General features: G+C 41.2%; 21 protein-coding genes and 1 pseudogene. 20 read left to right on the forward strand and 2 right to left on the reverse strand.

Annotated elements, in window-relative coordinates; genetic code table 11:
- Nucleotides 1-19 precede the first annotated feature (19 nt).
- From ABM313_RS14085 to ABM313_RS14135, 11 genes and pseudogenes are all read left to right on the forward strand, one after another.
- Entirely contained in the window at nucleotides 20-229 is a 210-nt protein-coding gene (locus tag ABM313_RS14085; RefSeq protein WP_434683819.1) for a hypothetical protein, read from the forward strand.
- Nucleotides 230-252: 23 nt separating this feature from the next.
- Nucleotides 253-1,374 carry an IS66 family transposase gene (tnpC, locus tag ABM313_RS14090; RefSeq protein ID WP_434688480.1) on the forward strand — a complete coding sequence of 374 codons (1,122 nt, stop codon included), beginning with the start codon at nucleotides 253-255 and terminating at the stop codon, nucleotides 1,372-1,374.
- 9 nt (nucleotides 1,375-1,383) lie between these two features.
- Nucleotides 1,384-2,778: a hypothetical protein gene (locus ABM313_RS14095; protein ID WP_434683824.1), complete on the forward strand. Its 1,395-nt coding sequence runs from the start codon at nucleotides 1,384-1,386 to the stop codon at nucleotides 2,776-2,778.
- 50 nt (nucleotides 2,779-2,828) lie between these two features.
- Nucleotides 2,829-4,247 (forward strand): annotated as a pseudogene (tnpC, locus tag ABM313_RS14100) (IS66 family transposase).
- A gap of 17 nt (nucleotides 4,248-4,264) precedes the next feature.
- Entirely contained in the window at nucleotides 4,265-4,765 is a 501-nt protein-coding gene (locus ABM313_RS14105) for a hypothetical protein (protein ID WP_434683825.1), read from the forward strand.
- 112 nt (nucleotides 4,766-4,877) lie between these two features.
- The gene (locus tag ABM313_RS14110; protein ID WP_434683826.1) at nucleotides 4,878-5,099 is read left to right on the forward strand and encodes a hypothetical protein; all 222 of its coding nucleotides are present in this window, start codon (nucleotides 4,878-4,880) and stop codon (nucleotides 5,097-5,099) included.
- Nucleotides 5,100-5,218: 119 nt separating this feature from the next.
- Entirely contained in the window at nucleotides 5,219-6,244 is a 1,026-nt protein-coding gene (locus ABM313_RS14115; RefSeq protein WP_434683827.1) for an IS701 family transposase, read from the forward strand.
- A 10-nt stretch (nucleotides 6,245-6,254) separates the two neighbouring features.
- A complete protein-coding gene (locus ABM313_RS14120) occupies nucleotides 6,255-6,479 on the forward strand; it encodes a type II toxin-antitoxin system RelE family toxin (protein ID WP_434683829.1) in 225 nt (74 codons plus the stop codon).
- A 3-nt stretch (nucleotides 6,480-6,482) separates the two neighbouring features.
- Nucleotides 6,483-6,812 carry a nucleotidyltransferase domain-containing protein gene (locus tag ABM313_RS14125; protein ID WP_434683830.1) on the forward strand — a complete coding sequence of 110 codons (330 nt, stop codon included), beginning with the start codon at nucleotides 6,483-6,485 and terminating at the stop codon, nucleotides 6,810-6,812.
- Complete coding sequence (locus ABM313_RS14130; protein ID WP_434683831.1) at nucleotides 6,809-7,186, forward strand: HEPN domain-containing protein; 378 nt, start codon at nucleotides 6,809-6,811, stop codon at nucleotides 7,184-7,186. Before ABM313_RS14125 ends, ABM313_RS14130 begins: the two co-directional genes overlap by 4 nt.
- Complete coding sequence (locus tag ABM313_RS14135; protein ID WP_434683832.1) at nucleotides 7,176-8,822, forward strand: Hsp70 family protein; 1,647 nt, start codon at nucleotides 7,176-7,178, stop codon at nucleotides 8,820-8,822. The genes ABM313_RS14130 and ABM313_RS14135 overlap by 11 nt, the downstream gene beginning before the upstream one ends.
- 47 nt (nucleotides 8,823-8,869) lie before the next feature.
- Here the strand turns inward: ABM313_RS14135 and ABM313_RS14140 are convergent, their stop codons facing one another.
- Complete coding sequence (locus ABM313_RS14140) at nucleotides 8,870-9,550, reverse strand: hypothetical protein (protein ID WP_434683833.1); 681 nt, start codon at nucleotides 9,548-9,550, stop codon at nucleotides 8,870-8,872.
- A 637-nt stretch (nucleotides 9,551-10,187) separates the two neighbouring features.
- On the opposite strand from ABM313_RS14140, the gene ABM313_RS14145 reads away from it, so the two are divergent.
- The gene (locus ABM313_RS14145; RefSeq protein ID WP_434683834.1) at nucleotides 10,188-11,849 is read left to right on the forward strand and encodes a S8 family serine peptidase; all 1,662 of its coding nucleotides are present in this window, start codon (nucleotides 10,188-10,190) and stop codon (nucleotides 11,847-11,849) included.
- Between the two features lie 103 nt (nucleotides 11,850-11,952).
- On the opposite strand, the gene ABM313_RS14150 is transcribed toward ABM313_RS14145, so the two are convergent.
- Nucleotides 11,953-12,573: a hypothetical protein gene (locus tag ABM313_RS14150; RefSeq protein WP_434683835.1), complete on the reverse strand. Its 621-nt coding sequence runs from the start codon at nucleotides 12,571-12,573 to the stop codon at nucleotides 11,953-11,955.
- A 411-nt stretch (nucleotides 12,574-12,984) separates the two neighbouring features.
- On the opposite strand from ABM313_RS14150, the gene ABM313_RS14155 reads away from it, so the two are divergent.
- The 8 genes from ABM313_RS14155 to ABM313_RS14190 all read left to right on the forward strand — a co-directional run bounded on the left by ABM313_RS14155 (nucleotide 12,985) and on the right by ABM313_RS14190 (nucleotide 19,057).
- The gene (locus ABM313_RS14155) at nucleotides 12,985-13,419 is read left to right on the forward strand and encodes an ATP synthase subunit I (RefSeq protein WP_434683836.1); all 435 of its coding nucleotides are present in this window, start codon (nucleotides 12,985-12,987) and stop codon (nucleotides 13,417-13,419) included.
- Nucleotides 13,420-13,451: 32 nt separating this feature from the next.
- Nucleotides 13,452-14,225 carry a F0F1 ATP synthase subunit A gene (gene atpB / locus ABM313_RS14160; RefSeq protein WP_434683837.1) on the forward strand — a complete coding sequence of 258 codons (774 nt, stop codon included), beginning with the start codon at nucleotides 13,452-13,454 and terminating at the stop codon, nucleotides 14,223-14,225.
- 101 nt (nucleotides 14,226-14,326) lie between these two features.
- Nucleotides 14,327-14,572: an ATP synthase F0 subunit C gene (gene atpE, locus ABM313_RS14165; RefSeq protein ID WP_094535410.1), complete on the forward strand. Its 246-nt coding sequence runs from the start codon at nucleotides 14,327-14,329 to the stop codon at nucleotides 14,570-14,572.
- A 143-nt stretch (nucleotides 14,573-14,715) separates the two neighbouring features.
- The gene (locus tag ABM313_RS14170; RefSeq protein ID WP_434683838.1) at nucleotides 14,716-15,213 is read left to right on the forward strand and encodes a F0F1 ATP synthase subunit B'; all 498 of its coding nucleotides are present in this window, start codon (nucleotides 14,716-14,718) and stop codon (nucleotides 15,211-15,213) included.
- A gap of 68 nt (nucleotides 15,214-15,281) precedes the next feature.
- On the forward strand, nucleotides 15,282-15,815 hold the full coding sequence (locus ABM313_RS14175) for a F0F1 ATP synthase subunit B (protein ID WP_434683839.1): 534 nt from the start codon (nucleotides 15,282-15,284) through the stop codon (nucleotides 15,813-15,815).
- Between the two features lie 8 nt (nucleotides 15,816-15,823).
- Nucleotides 15,824-16,381: an ATP synthase F1 subunit delta gene (gene atpH, locus ABM313_RS14180; RefSeq protein ID WP_434683840.1), complete on the forward strand. Its 558-nt coding sequence runs from the start codon at nucleotides 15,824-15,826 to the stop codon at nucleotides 16,379-16,381.
- A gap of 144 nt (nucleotides 16,382-16,525) precedes the next feature.
- Nucleotides 16,526-18,043 (forward strand): F0F1 ATP synthase subunit alpha, encoded by a 1,518-nt coding sequence (gene atpA, locus ABM313_RS14185; RefSeq protein ID WP_434683841.1) that lies wholly within the window; start codon nucleotides 16,526-16,528, stop codon nucleotides 18,041-18,043.
- 108 nt (nucleotides 18,044-18,151) lie between these two features.
- A complete protein-coding gene (locus ABM313_RS14190; RefSeq protein WP_434683842.1) occupies nucleotides 18,152-19,057 on the forward strand; it encodes a DNA adenine methylase in 906 nt (301 codons plus the stop codon).
- The last annotated feature ends 2 nt before the right edge of the window (nucleotides 19,058-19,059 follow it).

A 19,059-nucleotide genomic window follows, 5' to 3' on the forward strand; every position in this document is an offset into this window, starting at 1 on the left:
AAGCTGATAAATTAAAGAAATGAAAGAACTACCCAACCTAAAAGAACTAACAGACGAGGCAAAAGAAGCCTTGATAGTTAAGTTATGGGAAGAACTACAAAAACTACAGAAGCAGTTAGAAAAGAAACCAAAGAAGACTTCAAAGAACTCAAGTTTGCCACCAGCCAAAGGATTTAAAGCGGAAATCAATAATCCAGAAAAACAGAAGGCAAACGAGCAGGAAGTATAGGAAGAGATGGAGGAGGTCGTCAACTGAGTGAAAATCCAGACCAAACGCTCAAAGCAACTGTAAAAAGTTGTGCAGAATGTGGGAAAGAGATCGCTGAATCAATGCAGGTATTACTGGAACGATACGACAAGATCGATATACCACCAATCAAGCCCATCGTTACCAGAATCGAAAGGTATGGATGCAAGTGTGAGCATTGTGGACAGGAACAAATCGCAGCATTACCCGTAGGACTTGAAGTAGGAAGTCCCTTTGGAGAAAGAATAGCTGCCCTAGTGACAACGATGAGATACAGTCACGGTATAAGCTATGGAAGAATGCAGCAAATGCTGAGTGAAGTATTTGGCTTAGAGATATCAGAAGGAGGTATCGCCAATCTCTTAACAAGGGTGAAAGGACAACTAGAGTCGGAGGTGACAGGAATACTCCAAGCCCTAAAAACATCTCGTCTAGTATGCAGTGACGAAACCAGAGCAAGGGTAAACGGTAAAAATCAATGGGAATGGGTATTTCAGAACGAACAAGTATGTTTTCATATCATCCGACCGTCTAGAGGCGCAGATGTCATCGCCGAAGTGATGGCAGAGCATCAACCAGAGGTGTGGGTATCAGATTTGTTTAGCGCCCAAAAGACCAATCCAGCGACAGAATGGCAAGTTTGTCTTGCCCATCAACTCAGAGATTGTCAGTATGGAATTGATGCAGGAGACCAGATTTTCTCTGGCAGGATGAAAAAGCTGCTGCTACGAGCTTTGGTGCTGCGAAGGCGATGGTCGGATTTAGCTGACTCTACTCGTTATCAATATCGATGTCGATTGTATCGAGACCTCGACAATATTTTAGCTCTGTTACCTACTCAAGAAGATGGACTTAGATTACAGAAGCGATATCTAGAATTACGAGAAAACTTATTTCTGTTTTTGGATGACCACACCATCCCGCCAACTAATAACTCTAGCGAACAGGCTTTACGTTGGAGTGTCATTTTTAGAAAAGTTACGAATGGTTTTCGCTCCGATTGGGGGCGTGACTTATTTGCGGCTGTTCGTTCCATTGTCAATACTGGAAAAAGACAAGGCTTTTCTGCTTTTGAGTCCATTCTTATCGCTTTGAATCCTCTCAAATCATTGTTTTCTATAGGTTGAGCAATTACCTTGATTAATAATCTCGAAAACTATCTAGATGGAGAGCATAAATTCCCAGAGGAATTATGTAACTATGAATCATTATTACGCCTACTAGGTGATCGTGACGTTAACTCTTTTACTTTAATAACCAGTACGAGAGAGCCAAGTATACAAGGGGTGGAAATATCTCAGTATGAACTAAGAGGTCTAGAAATTGACGAATGGAGAAAATATTTCTCTGGCTGTGAGAACGCAGAAAATTCAGAGGTATTGATAGAAATGCATAATGCTTATGGTGGTAATGCAGAAGCAATGAGGATTTTGCGTTTTACAATCACAAGTCGATTTAATAAAAATATTGAAGATTACTGGCAACTACATAGAAATACCTTGCTAGCAAATCATAGTTTAAGGAATTTGATCTCTATTGAAATCAGTTGGCTAGAAGCCAATAATTCAGATGCTTATAAATTGTTTTGTCGGATGGGTTTCTATCGCTATCAGGATATACAAACTGTTAAGTTTAAAGGTTTGATATGCTTATTATGGGAACTTCCTGAAGCTAAGCGAGTTGAGGTTGTAGACTATCTAAGCAGGACTTCTCTGGTTAACGTATTTCAAGGTAAGTACTATTTACACCCTTCTGTTCAGGAAGCGGCAAGATTGTGTTTGCCCTCTGATACAGAGATATATAGAAAGGTTCATCAAAATATAGCTCAATACTGGAAAAGCACAATTTCAGGTGAATCATTTTTCGGTAACTATATCAATATATTTGAAGCCTTCTACCATTACTATACTGCTGAGAATTATCAAGAAGCATTTCAAGTATTTTCAGAAAAGATAAACACTGATATATACGAAAAAGAACGCTATGCCTATCTAAGATACTGGGGATATTCGCAAAATGTTGCATCTTGTTTAGAGCAGCTTCAAGATAATATAGCGGATGAGCATAAAGCTCAACTTACAGGAACAATTGGAGTTTGCTACTACTACAACAACTCATTTAAAAAAGCAATCGATTTTTTGGAAAAAGCAGAGAAATTAATTAGTTCAGGACAAGACTACAGAACTATAAGATTACATTCAACTTGTCACAGTTATTTGGCGCGTGCAAACCGTCACCTTGGCTATTTAAGTAAAGCTGTTGAAAATTGTGAATTAGCACTATCTCACCTTAGCAAAATTGACCCATCAAAGGAGACTGAATTAAACAAAGAAAAGTTTTACAAAGTAAGGATAAATAGTAGAATTCTTAGATCATATGCCAGTGTTCATTATGATCTTGGTGATTATCAAAAAAGCCTTGAGCGCTCTGAACAGGCTCTTGAATGTTCTCGAAATATGCAAGAAGATAATCCATTAGAACACGAAATAGGGGATTCACTAGCTTACAAAGCTCTGGCGCTATTTAGGTAAAGAATCAGGTAAGAAATTGACAAAAGAGTCAAAGTGGTTAAAGTAAAGGGATGAAAGAACCACCACAATATGAACGAGAAGCACTAGAAAACATGCCAGTAGGAGAACTGGTAGAAGTAATCGTGCGCCAACAAGAATGGGCACAGCAAATATATGAAGAAATAGAGAGCCTAAAAGCAGTCAACAACAGAAGTAGCAAAGACTCATCAAAACCGCCATCAAGCGACCTATTAAAACGGTCAGAGAAAAAAGTCGAAGAAATAGCAGAAGAGGAGGGTAAGAAAAAAGTAGGAGGACAATTCGGACATAAAGGAAAAACGAGAAAAGGATTTAATCGAGTAGATCGCTTTGAGACGCTCTCGCCCGAAGGCTGTCCAAATTGCGGAGGACAAGCATGGACAGAGATAGGAGTCAGCATCAGACAAACAGCAAGATTGGTAGAACAACCAATTGAAATCGTTGAATATCAGCAACAGGAATGTCAATGTAAGCACTGTGGCGCAGTGGTGTGGGGAGAATTGCCTAAAGATGTGATTGGCGAACAAGACCTAGAAGCAAGCCTACAAGGGATGTTGGTATGGTTAGGGAATTATGGACATATGAGTTATAAAAAACAGCAAGAATGCTAAAAGAGATGGGACTAGTCGAAATCGGACTAGGAACCATCGCCGCCACCAATGAGCGAGTAGCAGACAGTATTGAAGCAAAAGTGGAAGAGCTAGCAGATTGGATTAAAGACCAACCCCAAGTTCAAGTCGATGAAACACCGTGGCTCGTCAAAGGCGTAAAAGAATGGCTATGGTCATTCAGTGGTGAAGGTTATGCGCTATATCGTGGTGCAGATACTCGTAGTCGTGCCGAACTAGAGTCAATGTTGGGAGAAAGCTATGATGGCGTATTGTGTAGTGACGACTATAGTGTGTATAACGGTTACGCGCGTTGAGCGACAACAGAAATGTCTGGCTCACCTAAGACGACACTTTAAAGCACTACTTAAATTAACCCTTAAATCTCAACAAGAAATTGGGCGTATATTCATTAGGCTGATTGATGAAGCATTTGAACATCATGCGACTTGGCAAAAAAATCGTGATACTCGACCATATTTTAACTGGGCGATTGATTTTAAAAAACGAGTCAGCCAAGCTATCTCGGATTGGATGCCCAAAGTTGGCTATGCCGCAGGTAATTTATTAAAGTCCCTCAAGAAGAAATCGGCTCAATGGTGGTATTTCCTTGAAAATCCTCATGTCCCTCCTGACAATAATCGTGCCGAGCGTAATCTCAGACTTGCTGTTACCAAACGCAAAGTTTGTGGTGGCTCCCGTTCTATGGATGGTTTTCGCAATACCGCCGCTTTATTGACGGTTATTCAAACTTGTAAAGCTCAAGGTAAATCTGTCATTGATTTTTTCCGTCAAGCTTTAATTGATCCTTCTTCCATCTCTCTCATCCCTATTCTTACCTGAATTCTTACCTATTTAGTTTGAACAAAGAGGAAAAAGCCATAGAGGTTATGCTTGAATCAATCGCTAAGCTCGAAAAGTCTAAAGATAAGCTTTATGAAGGTTACGCAAGGTGCTACCTGATTAGATTTTACTTAAAAAGAAATCAATTGGAGGATGCTAACAATGAGATTGCTAAAGTCCAAGAAATTGAGAGAGAGGATAATCTTCTGTTACTTAAAGCTAGGCTCTGTGGTAGCAAGGCTCAATTTAATAGGAAACAATTCCAAGTAACAAAGCAAATAGAGTGTGGAAATCGTGCAATCCATAAACATGAGAATAGTATTAATATTCTGCTTGGTATTGAGTGTAAGCCTCTTTTGGCAGAAGAATACTTTCAACTTGGGCTAACATATCAGGCAATAGGAGAACAAGACCAAGTAGAAGAATACAAAGCAAAAGCAACAGAACTTTTCGCGCAAATGCAAGCACCGAAACAAATCGAGAGAGTTAACAAAGCCTTTGGAGGAAACATTCAATGAATACTCAAATAGTTGATGCGATTTTAGAAGATAGTTGAGCACATGAGTAACATAAAGACTTTTGATACAATCAAAGCAGATTTCATAAAAAACATTCACTAAGGTAAATGTAATGTCCCTATTAAACCTTGAATACATAACTAACCAAGAAGGACAACCCACCGCAGTTGTCATCCCCATCGAGATTTGGCGGCAACTTTTACCCATTGACAACACCTCCCTAGAAAATCTTAGCGAAGCCATAGAAGATTATTGCCTCAATAAAGCGATGGATGAAGGTAAAAACACTCCTCTTTACTCCCATGCAGAAGCTCTAGCCTTTTTAGAAGATTAGATTGGAAGACTAAAATGGAAGTAAAGTATCGCCAGTCATTTTTAGAAGATCTCAAAAACATTAGGACTTACGCAGAGACCCAAAAGAGGTAAAAAGGAATAAGAGTTAAGAAAAGTCAAATGGCAAAGAAATTTAGCACCCTAGACTATTGCCAATATCTGCTGAGTAGCCAGATAAACTATACAATCACGAACTTAGCGGAACATATAGAGGGATATAGTCACGACCAAATCAACCGATATATGAGAGGGCAAAAACTGACCCCAAGAATCCTTTGGCAAAACGTAGAACCGAGCATAGTTATCGATGAAGCCAAGTACATGTACATGCTGTTTGATGACACAGTGTTAGACAAACGTCATGCCAAGCAGATTGAGATGGCACAAAGACAATACAGTGGTAATGAGCATGGAGTCGTGCAAGGGATTGGGATAGTTACCTGTATCTATGTCAATTTCAAACGGCATGAATTTTGGGTGGTAGACTATCGGATTTATGACCCCCAAGGCGATGGAAAAAGCAAATTAGACCATGTATCCGATATGTTGCAAGGATTAGTGCATAACAAACAACTACCCTTTCAAACCGTGTTGATGGATAGTTGGTATGCCACCCAAAGCCTGATGGCTGAAATTGATAAACTCGACAAGATCTACTACTGTCCACTCAAGTCGAATCGTTTAGTTGATGATAGTGGTGAAGTAGAAAAATATAAGCAGATTGACCAACTAACTTGGTCTGAGAACGAATTATTGCAGGGAAAATTGATCAAAATCAATAAATTCCCCAAAGACAAAAAGGTGAAACTATTCTGGGACACTGTTTCTCCTAGCAGGACAGAATATGTCGTGACTAACGACTTAACTCAAGACTACACCCCTGAAGTACATGCTATTTGCTCCATCAGGTGGAATATTGAGGAATTTCATCGTGAACTCAAACAATTGACAGGTATTCAGTCTTGCCAGTGCCGCAAATCTAGAATTCAGCGTAATCATATTGCTTGTGCCATGCTTGTTTGGCATCATCTTAAACGTTTAGCTTTTCAAGTTGGTAATACCATCTACAAACTTAAATCTGGGCTTTTGTCTGATTATTTAAGATCCCAACTTAAGTGTCCTTCTATTCCTATGCTTCTTGCGTAAGTCCTAAAACATGAAAGGCTCATCAGTATATCAACGCATCTATGAAATTGCCTCTACAACTTTACCTGAAGCTCAGAGCTTGCAGGAACTACCAAACATTAAAGCTATGCAAGGATATTCAACCCGTTATCGTATTCGAGTAGGTGACTATCGCATTGGCATAGAAATTTCGGGTAACACAGTAGAAGTCATCCGCACATTACACCGCAAAGAATTTTATCGTTACTTCCCTTAGGAAATGACTACGAGTTTAATTAGCATTAAGCCAATACTTAATGAACTCAAGCAAGAGTTACAAGCGCTTTATGGCGATCGCCTTGTTAAGTTAATCCTATTTGGTTCCTATGCTAGAGGCGAAGCTAATCCCGACTCAGATATTGACTTACTAGCCGTACTCAAAATCCCAGTATCTCAAGTTCAAGAAATATCCTACATGTCTGAACTTTGCGTCAAAATTCTTTTAGACTATGATGAACTTGTTTCAATCATTCCCATGAGTGAAGATCGATTTAATGCTAAAGATGTTGCTTTATTGAGGAATATTCAAAGAGAAGGGATTGAACTATGAACGAATTTAAAAAGTTGTTTTCTTTAGCATTAGAAGAATTAGATATAGCGAAACTTTTACTTGAGAGAGAGCATTATCGCACCAGTATTTCCCGTTCCTATTACTCTATGTATTACGCTACCCAATCAATATTGGTATATCAAAACATAGATGTATCTACCCATAAAGAACTGATTCGCTTATTCAGTCTTCATTCCGTAAAAACAGGACAATTCTCTCCAGAATGGGCGAACACTTTAAAAGAAGCCTATGACCTTAGACAATTGAGTGACTATGATACAGACTTTACTGGAACCCTAGCTGAAGCACAAATGCTTTTAGAGAAAGCAAAAGCTTTTATTGTCGAAGTAGAGAAAATTTTGAATGAGCAATAGAACTATGAGCGCGATCGCGATTGACTTTGGTAGTAGCAACACCGTGATTGCACGATGGAATATTGCTACGGAACAGCCTGAAACGATGATTTTTGGCAATCTTAATCGTCCTGCACCTTTAAATGGGCTTATACCGTCGTTGGTATATGTGCAGAATGCCCAAGCAGAAATAGTCGAAATCGGTCAGCGTGTCATCGATCAAGGTAAAGATCGCTCTCAACCAAGATTATTCACTCAAATCAAGCGGCGGTTAGTGGCAAATGTAAATTATGTTCCTAAGCTTGATGGAGTTAAAGTGACACCTGAGTGGTTGGGCAGTCAGTTTTTGCGTGAAATATCCAAGGAACTACGATCGCAACAGATTTTTCCTTCAGAAATCATCTTGACTGCACCTGTGCAATCCTACGAAAAATATTTACGCTGGCTAGAGGAATGTAGTAATACGATATTCGCTCCAAATTTACCGACATTGCAATCCCCTCGGATTCGGCTTCTTGATGAGCCAACAGCAGCAGCACTTGGTTATGAAGCGATCGCATCCAGTGCTTTAGTGTTAGTCATCGATTTTGGTGGAGGCACATTAGATTTATCACTGGTACGACTGCCAAAGAGTGGAAATGTCGCGAGATGGGGAGAGCAAATTGGTGTTAATCGGAGTGAATGGACAGAACATCAAGCAGAGGTAATTGCAAAAACTGGATATACAATTGGCGGCGAAGATATCGATCAATGGTTAGTCGAAAATTATTTAGAAGGATGTGAAGATAGCACTAATGGAAGTGAGAAAAACAATCTAAGTGTGCTTAAATTTTTAATGGAACGGATTAAAATCAACCTTTCAGAAGTAGAAACTGCCTCAGAAATCTTTTTTGATATAACGACACAATCCACGAAAGAAATTACCTATACTCGTCAGCAATTAGAAAAGATACTAGACCACAAAGGTTTTTATCGGGTTCTCCAATCAGCGATCGACGAACTAATTAATCGCTCTTTTAGTAAAGGAATTCTCAAAGGTGATATTAAACATATTCTCTTAGTTGGTGGTTGTACATTGATTCCATCAGTAGTTTCGTTCGTCGAAGACTATTTTAAAATGGGTAAAGTCTATAGTCATAAGCCCTTTGAAGCGATCGCCCATGGAGCATTAATGCTCAGTCAAGGTGTGAGCCTTCAGGACTATCTCTTTCATTCCTATGCAATCCGTTATTGGGATCGTGCTGTGGAGCAATGGAAATATCAACCACTATTTCGGCGTGGTCAAGTTTATCCAACTCGCCGCCCTGTAGAGTTATTACTTAGAGCAACTCAACCCAATCAATCCGAAATTGCACTTACTATAGGTGAGTTAGAAAGTCGTCCCTCAGGGGCAGCAGAGATCAGTTTTAACGGCGATCGCCTTGTGATGCAGTTCGATCAAAAAGCTCAAGAAACTTTTCAGCCATTACAGTCTGATGCCAATGGGGCAGGAATACCACAGGCGATCGCTATACTCGATCCTCTTGGTCAGCCCGACTGCGATCGGCTCAAGGTTTTATTTAGCATTAGTGAAAAACGCGAGTTATTAGTAACGGCAATTGATCTACTTTCTCAACGCCAATTATTAACTAACTATCCTGTCGCCAAACTGCAATAGTCTTCACCGTTTGTGTGGCGCGGCGAAGCCGCGCCACACAAACGGTTTTAAAGTGCCAGTTCCAATAAAAAACCCACACGGCTGTCATAGATTAAAGGCGATCGCCGCCATTCGATTTTTGTCCCCAAACGTAAATTATTTGTAATTGAGTAACTAGAAGAGAGGGTAGTCGTACTCATCTCCAGATTGCCACTGGGAGATGTAAAAGTATGGCTCAGCCGCAAATCCGAACTATGGGGCGATAAAACCAAAATTCCCTGTAATCCCAAATCTAATCCTGAAATTTGGGGACGATCTAGTTGATTAAACTGACGATATCCCACAATCGGCGAAATATTCCAATAGGAACCTAGGGGCAAAACATAATAACGAATATTTGCTTGAAGTTCACTTTCTCTACCACTAAACTCAGTCTGATAACTACCACTAACAGTCAAAGGCGATCGCCCCACAAACACATCTTCAATCCCAGCCTCAACTCCCAAAGAATTATCGCGTGAGGTAAGTCCAACCCGCAGCTTTGTATTAAAGCTAGGAATATTATAAATATCTTCTAAAAGATTAGGTGGTTGCTCTAACCAACGCTGTAATACAGGACTACTCTCGATCACTTGCCGATCTATTTCTAAATCATTGGCTCGCTGTGACATTTTGGCATCGCCATAGGCTGCGGTGCTAATACCAAAGAAAGAAATTGCAGCTATCGCGATCGCCCAAGTTTTTGTCATAAATTTTTGAGACTGTCTAGCAAAGATTAAATTAATTAAAGGCTTCGTCGTCGTAGATAAGGAACTGATTTTTGATAATGCGGCAAAAGCATACCGTCAAAAATCTGTTTTTTATTAAATTGGCGAATCCTAAGTAAGCATATATAGATAATTATGCACGCATATTCTCGTATTCAGACCCTAGATTCAACCGCCAAAATACCTTTTAGGTTTCAAGATGAAAAGCGACACTTTTCATCTTGAAACCTAAATTTTAACGTGAGTTCGATAACGCCATTTGAGCGGCGCGAAGCGCCGCTCAAATGGCGGAAAATGGTAAAAATCGCTTAGCGATTTTTACCATTTTCCACTTTCGTCGAACTGACGTTAAATTTTAGCGAGAGCAGAGATAGATATAGTCTTGATTAAGCAAGCACGACTAACACTTAATTATTGATTAGGATGCATTAGTGCAACGTAACCCGCCTCAATTTGTCAAAATAAAGTGAATAATTAGTGGTGCGCGTCTAAGACGCGCACCACTAATTATTCACTCGAAAGAAAGTATCACCAGTATTACTAAAAGTTTTTGGCTATCCTAGTAATACTTAGCAGCAATTTTGGCGCAAAATCTTATAGACAATGAAGGTAAATAAAAATGCGTAGGTCAGGTTGGTTTGTCAGTTGGATTTTGCTCAGCCTGTCTACTGGCTCCACAGTTTGGGCGCTAGACAAGTCATCCGATCGTCAAGGTATTGATGCAAGAATCTTACAAAAACCACCCTATAACCTGACTGGCAAAGACGTATTTATTGGACAAGTTGAGCTAAGTCGTCCTAGCCGTTTTGCTGTAGATAAAATTTCCAATAAACTCTTGCAACTCGATCGCGTCATTGTCCAGCCCTACGAAGTCTTTTTTCGTGATGGTAAAGCAATCCCCAATCGCAATGTCGATGATCACTCAGCCCAAGTTGCCGCAGTAATCATTAGCCAACATAAAATTCGGCGCGGTATTGCCCCAGATTCTAGATTACTATCCTCGGCATATTCCCAACGCCGTCAAGATGGACAACCTGAAGCCTGCATTGCGGCTCAGCATGTCGCTCGACAATACAACAACAGCGTTCGCGCCATTAATTTTAGCTTTGGAGAACTCCTCAGCGAAGATCCTCGCCCCAAGCCAACATTAGATGGCGATGCGTTACTAACCCTATGCGTCGATTGGATAGCAACTACCTATAATACTTTGCCCGTTGTCGCTGGTAACCAAGGCAAGGGAGGTATCCCAATTCCTACCGATCTTTATAATGGCTTTACAGTTGGATTCACTCGTGAAGTCAATGGCATTTATCGTCAACTTGATCGCGGCAATCTGATTGATGAGCCATATCTAGATCGCAACAGTAATGGGAAATACGATCAGGGTGAAGTCTTTAGTGACCTGAATAAAGATCAGAAATGGACAGCAGGAGTCGAAAGCCCCATTGATGGCAGGAGGTCGATGGCGATACTAGCCCCCGGCAACAACTTACAACTGCCAACCTTACAGGGTAAATTCAAAAATGCTAATGGCTCCAGTTTTGCATCTCCCCATGTTGTTGGGTCGATCGCCCTATTACATGAATATGCCAATCGTCAAATTGCAAGCGGTAATTGGAGCATTGACGCACGTCGCCATGAGTTAATCAAAGCCGTGTTAATTAACTCCGCTGACAAGATTCAAGATCGTGGCGATGGCAAAATTCTTGGTATGTCCAAGACCATTCTCGATGCGTTTGGCAAAACATGGCTCGATACCGAAGCCTATCCAAATCGAGAAATCCCCCTCAGTCGTAGTCTTGGCGCAGGACAACTCAATGCCTATCGAGCGTTTCAGCAATATCAAGCAGGGCAACAATCTCCCATCAATGGATCAGGTAATATTTCAGCGATCGGTTGGGACACAAATATTGTCGAAGCTGATAAATATCAAGAATATGTTTTTAGCGATCCTTTAGTTGCTGATAGCTTTATTTCGGCAACCTTAACCTGGGACCGTCAAGTCAAGCTTAATGACAAAAATGGTAATGGATTATTTGATATTGGCGAAGGCTTTACCGACCAAGGTTTTAATAAAATTGAGTTGTATTTAATGCGATCGCCTGATACCGATATTTCTCAAAGCATCTGGTCATCAGTAAGTCAAATTGACAACTTACAGCATATTTTCATAAAAATCCCCATTACAGGCAAATACAAACTCAGAGTTGTCTTTAAATCACCCCAAACAAATAACTTAAATCAGCGCTACGGTTTAGCTTGGTGGGCAAAATCCATATAAAAAAGCCTCGCAAAGCGAGGCTTTTAATGCTTTGTCTCCTAGAAAGGGTTCACGTTGCGAACCCTTTCTAGGAGACAGTTAAAAAAATTAACCCGCACTGAGGTTATTTAGGTGCTGCCGCGTTAGGGCGCACAAACTGTGCATCCACAAAACCTAACTCAAACAATTGTTGATAAGCTTGTGAACCCAAATCACGAGTAGGCGCTTGACTACGAATCAACTGAATTAGCAGAGGTACAGCTAATTCAGGCTGATTTTTAGCCCGATAGACTACAGCAAGCTGATAGGTCGCCTCATCACGTAACTGAGCTGTTTGTAGAGCCTTGCGACGATGACTATCAGAAATGCGATTATCAATTCCTGAAAAACTCGTCGTTAACTCTTGATAAAAATTTGATAACTGGTTAAACACTTGACGGGCATCTTGCAACTTAGAGACAGCTTGATCGTAATTTTGCTGACTAATTGCATTCATCGACTCCGACATCAATCGCTGTCCACCCGTAATACTAAACACACTACTCTCAAGAGAATTGGGCTTAGTAGGCTCTACAGGCTGAGCTTGGGGAGAAGCGACGGGCTGTGACTGGGCTAGAAGTTGTTCTGCTGAAGCAGAATTTGGCGCGATCGCTCCTAGAGACAGCAAAGCAGCAGAGACAAGAGAAACAACTGCGGCTGGAAAAGCAAACTGAAACGGGCGAGGCTTAGCGAAAGATGTGGACATAGGTTGCAAATTCTGGATGCTCACAAAAAGTAATGAGTTTTAGGTGAACACTTATAAAGAGTTTAAAAAATAAATTTCAATTTAAACAATTTAAAATTTAATTTTTTAATTTAATTTTTTAAGCATTCGTCTAAAACTTTTTGCTATGGTAACACCCCAACATAGACGAAATACCTATTAAAAGTATCCGCCAAAAAGTATAGGAGGGTGATTTACGCTGCCACACATCTATTTGTTGAAGAGTTGTAAAGCAAATGTGACATCTTGCGTGATATGCTTAGCAACGGTGTAGGCAGCTACATCCAAGTTTTTGGACACCCATTTTCGTTACTATTCTCAGTAACAGTTCTTCACTCAAATCACTCAAATAATCAGCAAATTTCGCTAAAAAGCAGCCGCTAAAAGTCAACAGTGAAGATCATTCCCGCAAAAAACAGTACAGCGCCCCAGACGGTTGTAGAAACCTCATCCACATCAGTCTCTGATGGCATGGAAGAGTACAACCGCCTCAAGTTTAAGCTGTTATTACTTACGCTCGCTTCTGGAGTCATTATTGGCTTAGCAGTGTGGTTTTGGTATGGATGGAAAATCGCTCTCAGTTATGCTGTTGGGGCATTGGTTGGCACGGTTTATTTCAGAATGTTGACCAAAAGCGTAGACCGATTGGGTGGTGAGTCCAACCGTCTCGGTTTTTCTCGCCTTGGGTTGTTTGTAATTCTGATTGCGATCGCTGCCAAATCGGATCAATTGGAAATTCTGCCCGCATTCTTCGGCTTTATGACCTATAAAGTAGCTGTTTTAGTGATTCTTGCTCAAGATTTGAGCAATGGGTTCCATTCTCGCTGATTTGACCTCCTACAGGTTGTAACATATCGAACATGATTGATCCAGTATCTTTTGGCTATGCAATGAGCCATCAAACCAGTCTTGCCGCGCTAGAAGTGGGCAAACACTTTTATTGGCAGTTCGGTAACTTTACGGTACATGGTCAAGTATTAATCGTGAGCTGGATTGTAATGGGTGCAGTACTAGTTGCTGGACTCATTGGAGCTAGCACCGCTAAAGCTGACCAGCGTGTTCCCGCAGGTTTTCAAAATTTCATGGAATATGCTCTGGAATACGTTCAGGGCATCGCTAAAGACCAGATTGGCGAAAAGCACTATAGAGAATGGGTGCCATTTGTTGGTAGTCTATTCTTGTTTATCTTCGTATCAAACTGGTTAGGAGCGCTAGTTCCTTGGAAATTGATCGAATTGCCAGAGGGCGAACTTGCTGCCCCGACAAGCGACATCAATACCACGATCGCCCTAGCATTATTAGTCTCCCTAGCCTATTTCTATGCTGGATTGAGCAAGCGCGGTTTGGAATACTTCACTAGATATGTCCAAGCCTCTCCGTTTCTCCTTCCTTTATGGGTTCTTGAAGATTTCACAAAACCCCTTTCGCTAAGCTTCCGTCTTTTCGGAAACATCCTTGCGGATGAGCTGGTTGTGGGGGTCATGGTTCTCCTCGTGCCTTTGTTTGTACCTCTGCCATTGATGATTCTGGGACTATTTACCAGTGCCATCCAAGCTTTGATTTTTTCTACGCTGGCAGCGTCATACATCGGTGAAGCGATGGAAGGTCATGGTGATGAAGGGCATGAACATTAGTTCATTCACTTCAAACAATTGATTCAAGCGATTGATTCGGGAAGTTTACTTCCCATATATGTAAACCAATAACAATAATCTAAGAAAGGAAAAAGAACGTGATTGATCCATTAGTAGCCTCAGCATCCGTAATCGCCGCTAGTATCGCCGTTGGTCTTGGTGCAGTTGGACCTGGTATTGGTCAAGGTACAGCAGCAAGCCGTGCTGTAGAAGGTATTGCTCGTCAGCCTGAAGCTGAAGGCAAAATCCGTGGCACACTATTGTTGAGCTTAGCTTTCATGGAAGCTCTTACCATTTACGGTCTGGTTGTTGCACTTGTATTGCTATTTGCTAACCCCTTCGCCTAATAGCTCTAGCATCTCAAAGAAGCTAAGTATAGACATCCTGTAATTGTGGATCATCCTTAGCTTCTTTGTACATCTAGATAATCGCCTTTGGTGATTGCAATTCGTAATCGCACTAGAAAGAGTGCTGTTTCAGCAATATAACTATGACAATTTGGAACCTTTTTTCAACTGTTCTCATGGCTGCGGAAGCAGTAGAACACAAAGGCGGCTTGTTTGATATCAATGCCACGCTTCCAATTATGGCGGTGCAGTTTATTGTTTTCGTAGCGCTTCTCAACGTTATTTTCTTTAAGCCTCTAACCAAAGCGATCGATGATCGCGATGATTATGTTAGAACGCAAATTATCGGAGCAAAAGAGCGCCTCGAAAAGTCAGAACTAGTTGTTAAGCAATATGAGCAAGAGCTTGCTACTGCTCGTAAAGCGACTCAAAACATTTTGGCTACCGCTCAAGCGGACGCAAACAAGATTCGTAAAGAACGTATTGATGCTGCTGTTGCTGAAGCGCAAGCTAAGGTTGCCAGCGCAAAAGCAGAAATCGACAAGCAAAAGCAGGATGCTACTGCATCTTTGGACGCGGAAGTGGAGTCTCTCAGTCGCCAAGTTCTAGAAAAGCTACTAGGTAACTTAGTAAGATCCTAGTTTTAGTCTTTATATTCCTAGATAGTTCTTGTCTGGCTTCTTGCCATTGAGTAATAGAAATAACGTTTATGATTAGAAATTTCGTCTTACTTGCAAGTGAAGCGGTAGAGCATTCAGGGTTCGGACTAAACACCGATATTCTGGAAACTAACCTAATCAACTTAGTGATCGTTATCGGTCTTTTGATTTATGCAGGTCGCGGTTTCTTAGGCAAAATTCTCTCAGCGCGTTTGGAGTCAATCCAATCGGCGATCGCTGATGCAGAAAAGCGCCAAAAGGATGCATCAGATAAGCTTGCCGTACAGCAAGGAAAATTAGCGCAAGCCAAAACCGAAGCTGATAACCTACGTCAAAAAGCTGAAGCTGATGCAAAACACGCGGCTGATTTAATTTTGGCAACGGTTGATGCAGATATTGCGCGTTTGCGTGAAGCTGCCGATCAAGAGATTGCGACTGAACAAGATCGGGTAATTGTGCAGTTGCGTCAGCAAGTTGCCGAGAAAGCTCTTGCGAGTGTGCAGTCTTACTTTGATCGCGGTTTGAGTGAATCTACTCAGATCGAATTAATTGACCGTAGCATTGCCCTTTTGAGTTCTGACTAGGAGAAAACATGAAATCTAATTCTGTTAGTCAAGCCGTCGTTGCCCCTTATGCTGATGCTTTGATCTCTTTGGCGCAAGAGCAAAATCATTTGGATGCGATCGCCAAAGACGTTCGTTTAATTGGTGATACCCTTGCTGATTCTGTTGAACTCACTCAACTTTTGGCAAGCCCTCTAATTGGTGCAAATGTTAAAAAAGGTGTGATTGAAAGTGTTTTTGGTTCATCAGTTAATGTTTTAACCAAAAGCTTTTTACTCCTACTAGTAGATCGCAAACGTATTGCCTTCTTGGGTGAGATTGTAAAAGAGTTCAAAGCTCTGTTACGAGTAATCGATCAAGTTTCTCTTGCTGAAATCACGACTGCTCTGAAATTAAGCAGAGCACAAGAAGATAGCATCCGCGATCGCGTCAAAGCAATGACCAAAGCTAAGAGTGTCGAACTTGACATCACCATCAATCCTGACTTGATCGGTGGTGTAATCATCAAAGTTGGCTCTCAAGTAGTAGATGCCAGCATTCGCGGACAACTACGCCGACTAAAAAGCAGCCTAACCGCAGGCGTTTAGAAGTAAAAAGGTAAAAGGGAAAGGGAAAAAAGTAATCACCAATTCCCTATCACCAATTACCAAAAGCTAATAGCTAAATGCTAATAGCTAAACCCCCAAAATATTAAAAACAAATCGATCGCTGATAACTGGTAAAACACAACTATGGTTAGCATCAGACCTGACGAAATAAGCAATATTATCAAGCAGCAAATTGCTAATTATAACCAAGAGCTGCAAGTTTCCAACGTTGGTACTGTCCTGCAAGTCGGTGACGGTATCGCTCGTGTCTACGGCTTGGAACAGTGCATGGCTGGCGAGTTGCTGGAATTTGAAGATGGTACTGTCGGCATTGCGCTGAACCTTGAAGAAGACAACGTTGGTGTTGTGTTGATGGGTGAAGGTCGTAAAATCGCTGAAGGTAGCTCGGTCAAAGCAACTGGTCGCATTGCCCAGATTCCTGTAGGCGAAGCATTCATTGGTCGCGTTGTTGATGGGTTGGCTCAACCTATCGATGGTAAAGGCGAAATCAAAGCAACTGAATCTCGTTTAATCGAATCTCCTGCTCCTGGGATTATTGCTCGTAAATCCGTATTTGAACCTCTGCAAACTGGTATCACTGCGATCGACGCGATGATTCCTGTTGGACGTGGTCAACGCGAATTGATCATTGGTGACCGTCAAACTGGTAAGACTTCGGTTGCAGTAGACACGATCATCAATCAAAAAGGTTTGGATTGTATCTGCGTATATGTAGCGATCGGTCAAAAAGCTTCCACCGTTGCTAACGTAGTTAACAAGCTTCGTGAAAGTGGCGCAATGGAATACACGATCGTTGTTATGGCAAGCGCCAACGATCCTGCCACCTTGCAGTACCTCGCTCCTTACACTGGCGCAGCATTGGCTGAGTACTTCATGTACAAAGGCAAAGGCACTTTGATCGTATATGATGACTTGTCCAAGCAAGCTCAAGCTTATCGTCAGATGGCTCTCTTGCTCCGTCGTCCACCAGGTCGTGAAGCATATCCTGGGGATGTATTCTACTTACACTCTCGCTTGCTCGAACGTGCAGCTAAGTTGAGTGATGAACTTGGTGGTGGCTCGATGACCGCATTGCCAATCATCGAAACCCAAGCAGGTGACGTATCCGCTTACATTCCTACCAACGTAATTTCGATTACCGACGGTCAAATCTTCTTGTCTTCTGACTTGTTCAACGCTGGTATTCGTCCTGCGATCAACCCTGGTATCTCGGTATCCCGTGTTGGTTCCGCAGCACAAATCAAGGCAATGAAACAGGTTGCAGGTAAGATCAAGCTCGAACTAGCTCAGTACGATGACCTTGTAGCTTTCGCTCAGTTCGCGTCTGATTTGGACAAAACCACTCAAGCCCAACTAGCTCGTGGTCAACGTCTCCGCGAAATTCTCAAGCAGCCTCAATATTCTCCATTGCCCGTATGGGATCAAGTTGCAATTATCTACACTGCAATTAATGGTTATCTTGATGAATTGGAAGTCGAGCAGGTTGGCGCATTCAACAAGGGACTACGTAATTACTTGGCAACCAGCAAGCCTAAGTATTCTGAAATCGTTAAGGCTGAGAAGGCCTTGACTAAGGATGCTGAAGCAATCTTGAAAGAAGCGATCGCTGAATACAAGAAAACATTTTTGGCTTCTGTCTAATCCACAAATAAGCCAATAAAAAAGAGGGCAGATGATGCCCTCTTTTTTATTGAAAATGAAATTTAAACTCTGTGATATGCTGCTAGACAAGTAGTCTTTTTTACTTCGATGTCTAATTTGCCACATCCAGTTCAATATCAGGGGAGTAAGAGAAATCTCGCTTCATTTATTCTTGGTTTTTTCCCTGACAAAATAGATAGGTTAGTTGAGCCTTTTGCGGGGACTGCATCAATTAGTATTGCGGCTTCTGCGAATCATTACGCACAAAGATTTTGGTTAAACGATCTTAATCAACCTCTAATTGAATTACTTCAGTTGATAATTGATGACCCGCAAGCGATCGCTGATACTTACGCAAGTATCTGGGAAGAGCAGCATCATAATTCGATTAATCACTATTTTGAAATTAGAACAAGGTTTAATCAAACTAATGATCCAAAATTGTTTTTATATTTATTAGCTAGATGTGTAAAAGGTTCGGTACGTTATAACTCTGAAGGTTTATTTAATCAGAGTCCAGATAAGAGACGCAAAGGAACAATTCCTGCAACGATGCGTAAAAATATTTCAGGAGTTTCTAGCCTATTAAAAGGTAAATGTCAATTTACAGCTTGGGATTATCGCAAAGTATTAACGGAAGTCAAAAGAACTGATTTGGTTTATCTCGATCCGCCTTATCAGGGTGTATGTGGAAATAGAGATTCCAGATATTTCTCGGGTATTGATTTTGATGAATTTGTTCTCGCTCTTGAGAGTCTCAATGATCGGGGCATTAGGTTTGTAATTAGTTATGACGGGAAGTTAGGGAATAAGACGTTTGGGCAGATTTTGCCTGAGAGATTGGCTCTTAAGAGAATTGAAATTGAAGTTGGGAGATCGTCACAAGCAACTCTTTTAGGTAGAGCAGAAAAAACTATTGAGTCTTTGTATTTATCGCCAAATCTGATTCAGGATAAATTGATCGATTTATCTAGCTATAGGCGTGAACAGCCTAGACAATTGACGTTAGTGTAAAA

Origin of the sequence: Pseudanabaena minima str. Chao 2107, assembly GCF_051131155.1 — a bacterium.
Lineage (GTDB): Bacteria > Cyanobacteriota > Cyanobacteriia > Pseudanabaenales > Pseudanabaenaceae > Pseudanabaena > Pseudanabaena minima.

Excerpts from the sequence above, each read along its gene's own strand:
- ABM313_RS14085 (WP_434683819.1), top strand. The coding sequence starts at position 20 with ATGAAAGAACTACCCAACCTAAAAGAACTAACAGACGAGGCAAAAGAA.
- ABM313_RS14110 (WP_434683826.1), top strand. The coding sequence starts at position 4,878 with ATGTCCCTATTAAACCTTGAATACATAACTAACCAAGAAGGACAACCC.
- ABM313_RS14115 (WP_434683827.1), top strand. The coding sequence starts at position 5,219 with ATGGCAAAGAAATTTAGCACCCTAGACTATTGCCAATATCTGCTGAGT.
- ABM313_RS14120 (WP_434683829.1), top strand. The coding sequence starts at position 6,255 with ATGAAAGGCTCATCAGTATATCAACGCATCTATGAAATTGCCTCTACA.
- ABM313_RS14125 (WP_434683830.1), top strand. The coding sequence starts at position 6,483 with ATGACTACGAGTTTAATTAGCATTAAGCCAATACTTAATGAACTCAAG.
- ABM313_RS14130 (WP_434683831.1), top strand. The coding sequence starts at position 6,809 with ATGAACGAATTTAAAAAGTTGTTTTCTTTAGCATTAGAAGAATTAGAT.
- ABM313_RS14135 (WP_434683832.1), top strand. The coding sequence starts at position 7,176 with ATGAGCAATAGAACTATGAGCGCGATCGCGATTGACTTTGGTAGTAGC.
- ABM313_RS14140 (WP_434683833.1), bottom strand. The coding sequence starts at position 9,550 with ATGACAAAAACTTGGGCGATCGCGATAGCTGCAATTTCTTTCTTTGGT.
- ABM313_RS14145 (WP_434683834.1), top strand. The coding sequence starts at position 10,188 with ATGCGTAGGTCAGGTTGGTTTGTCAGTTGGATTTTGCTCAGCCTGTCT.
- ABM313_RS14150 (WP_434683835.1), bottom strand. The coding sequence starts at position 12,573 with ATGTCCACATCTTTCGCTAAGCCTCGCCCGTTTCAGTTTGCTTTTCCA.
- atpB (WP_434683837.1), top strand. The coding sequence starts at position 13,452 with ATGATTGATCCAGTATCTTTTGGCTATGCAATGAGCCATCAAACCAGT.
- ABM313_RS14170 (WP_434683838.1), top strand. The coding sequence starts at position 14,716 with ATGACAATTTGGAACCTTTTTTCAACTGTTCTCATGGCTGCGGAAGCA.
- ABM313_RS14175 (WP_434683839.1), top strand. The coding sequence starts at position 15,282 with ATGATTAGAAATTTCGTCTTACTTGCAAGTGAAGCGGTAGAGCATTCA.
- atpH (WP_434683840.1), top strand. The coding sequence starts at position 15,824 with ATGAAATCTAATTCTGTTAGTCAAGCCGTCGTTGCCCCTTATGCTGAT.
- atpA (WP_434683841.1), top strand. The coding sequence starts at position 16,526 with ATGGTTAGCATCAGACCTGACGAAATAAGCAATATTATCAAGCAGCAA.
- ABM313_RS14190 (WP_434683842.1), top strand. The coding sequence starts at position 18,152 with ATGTCTAATTTGCCACATCCAGTTCAATATCAGGGGAGTAAGAGAAAT.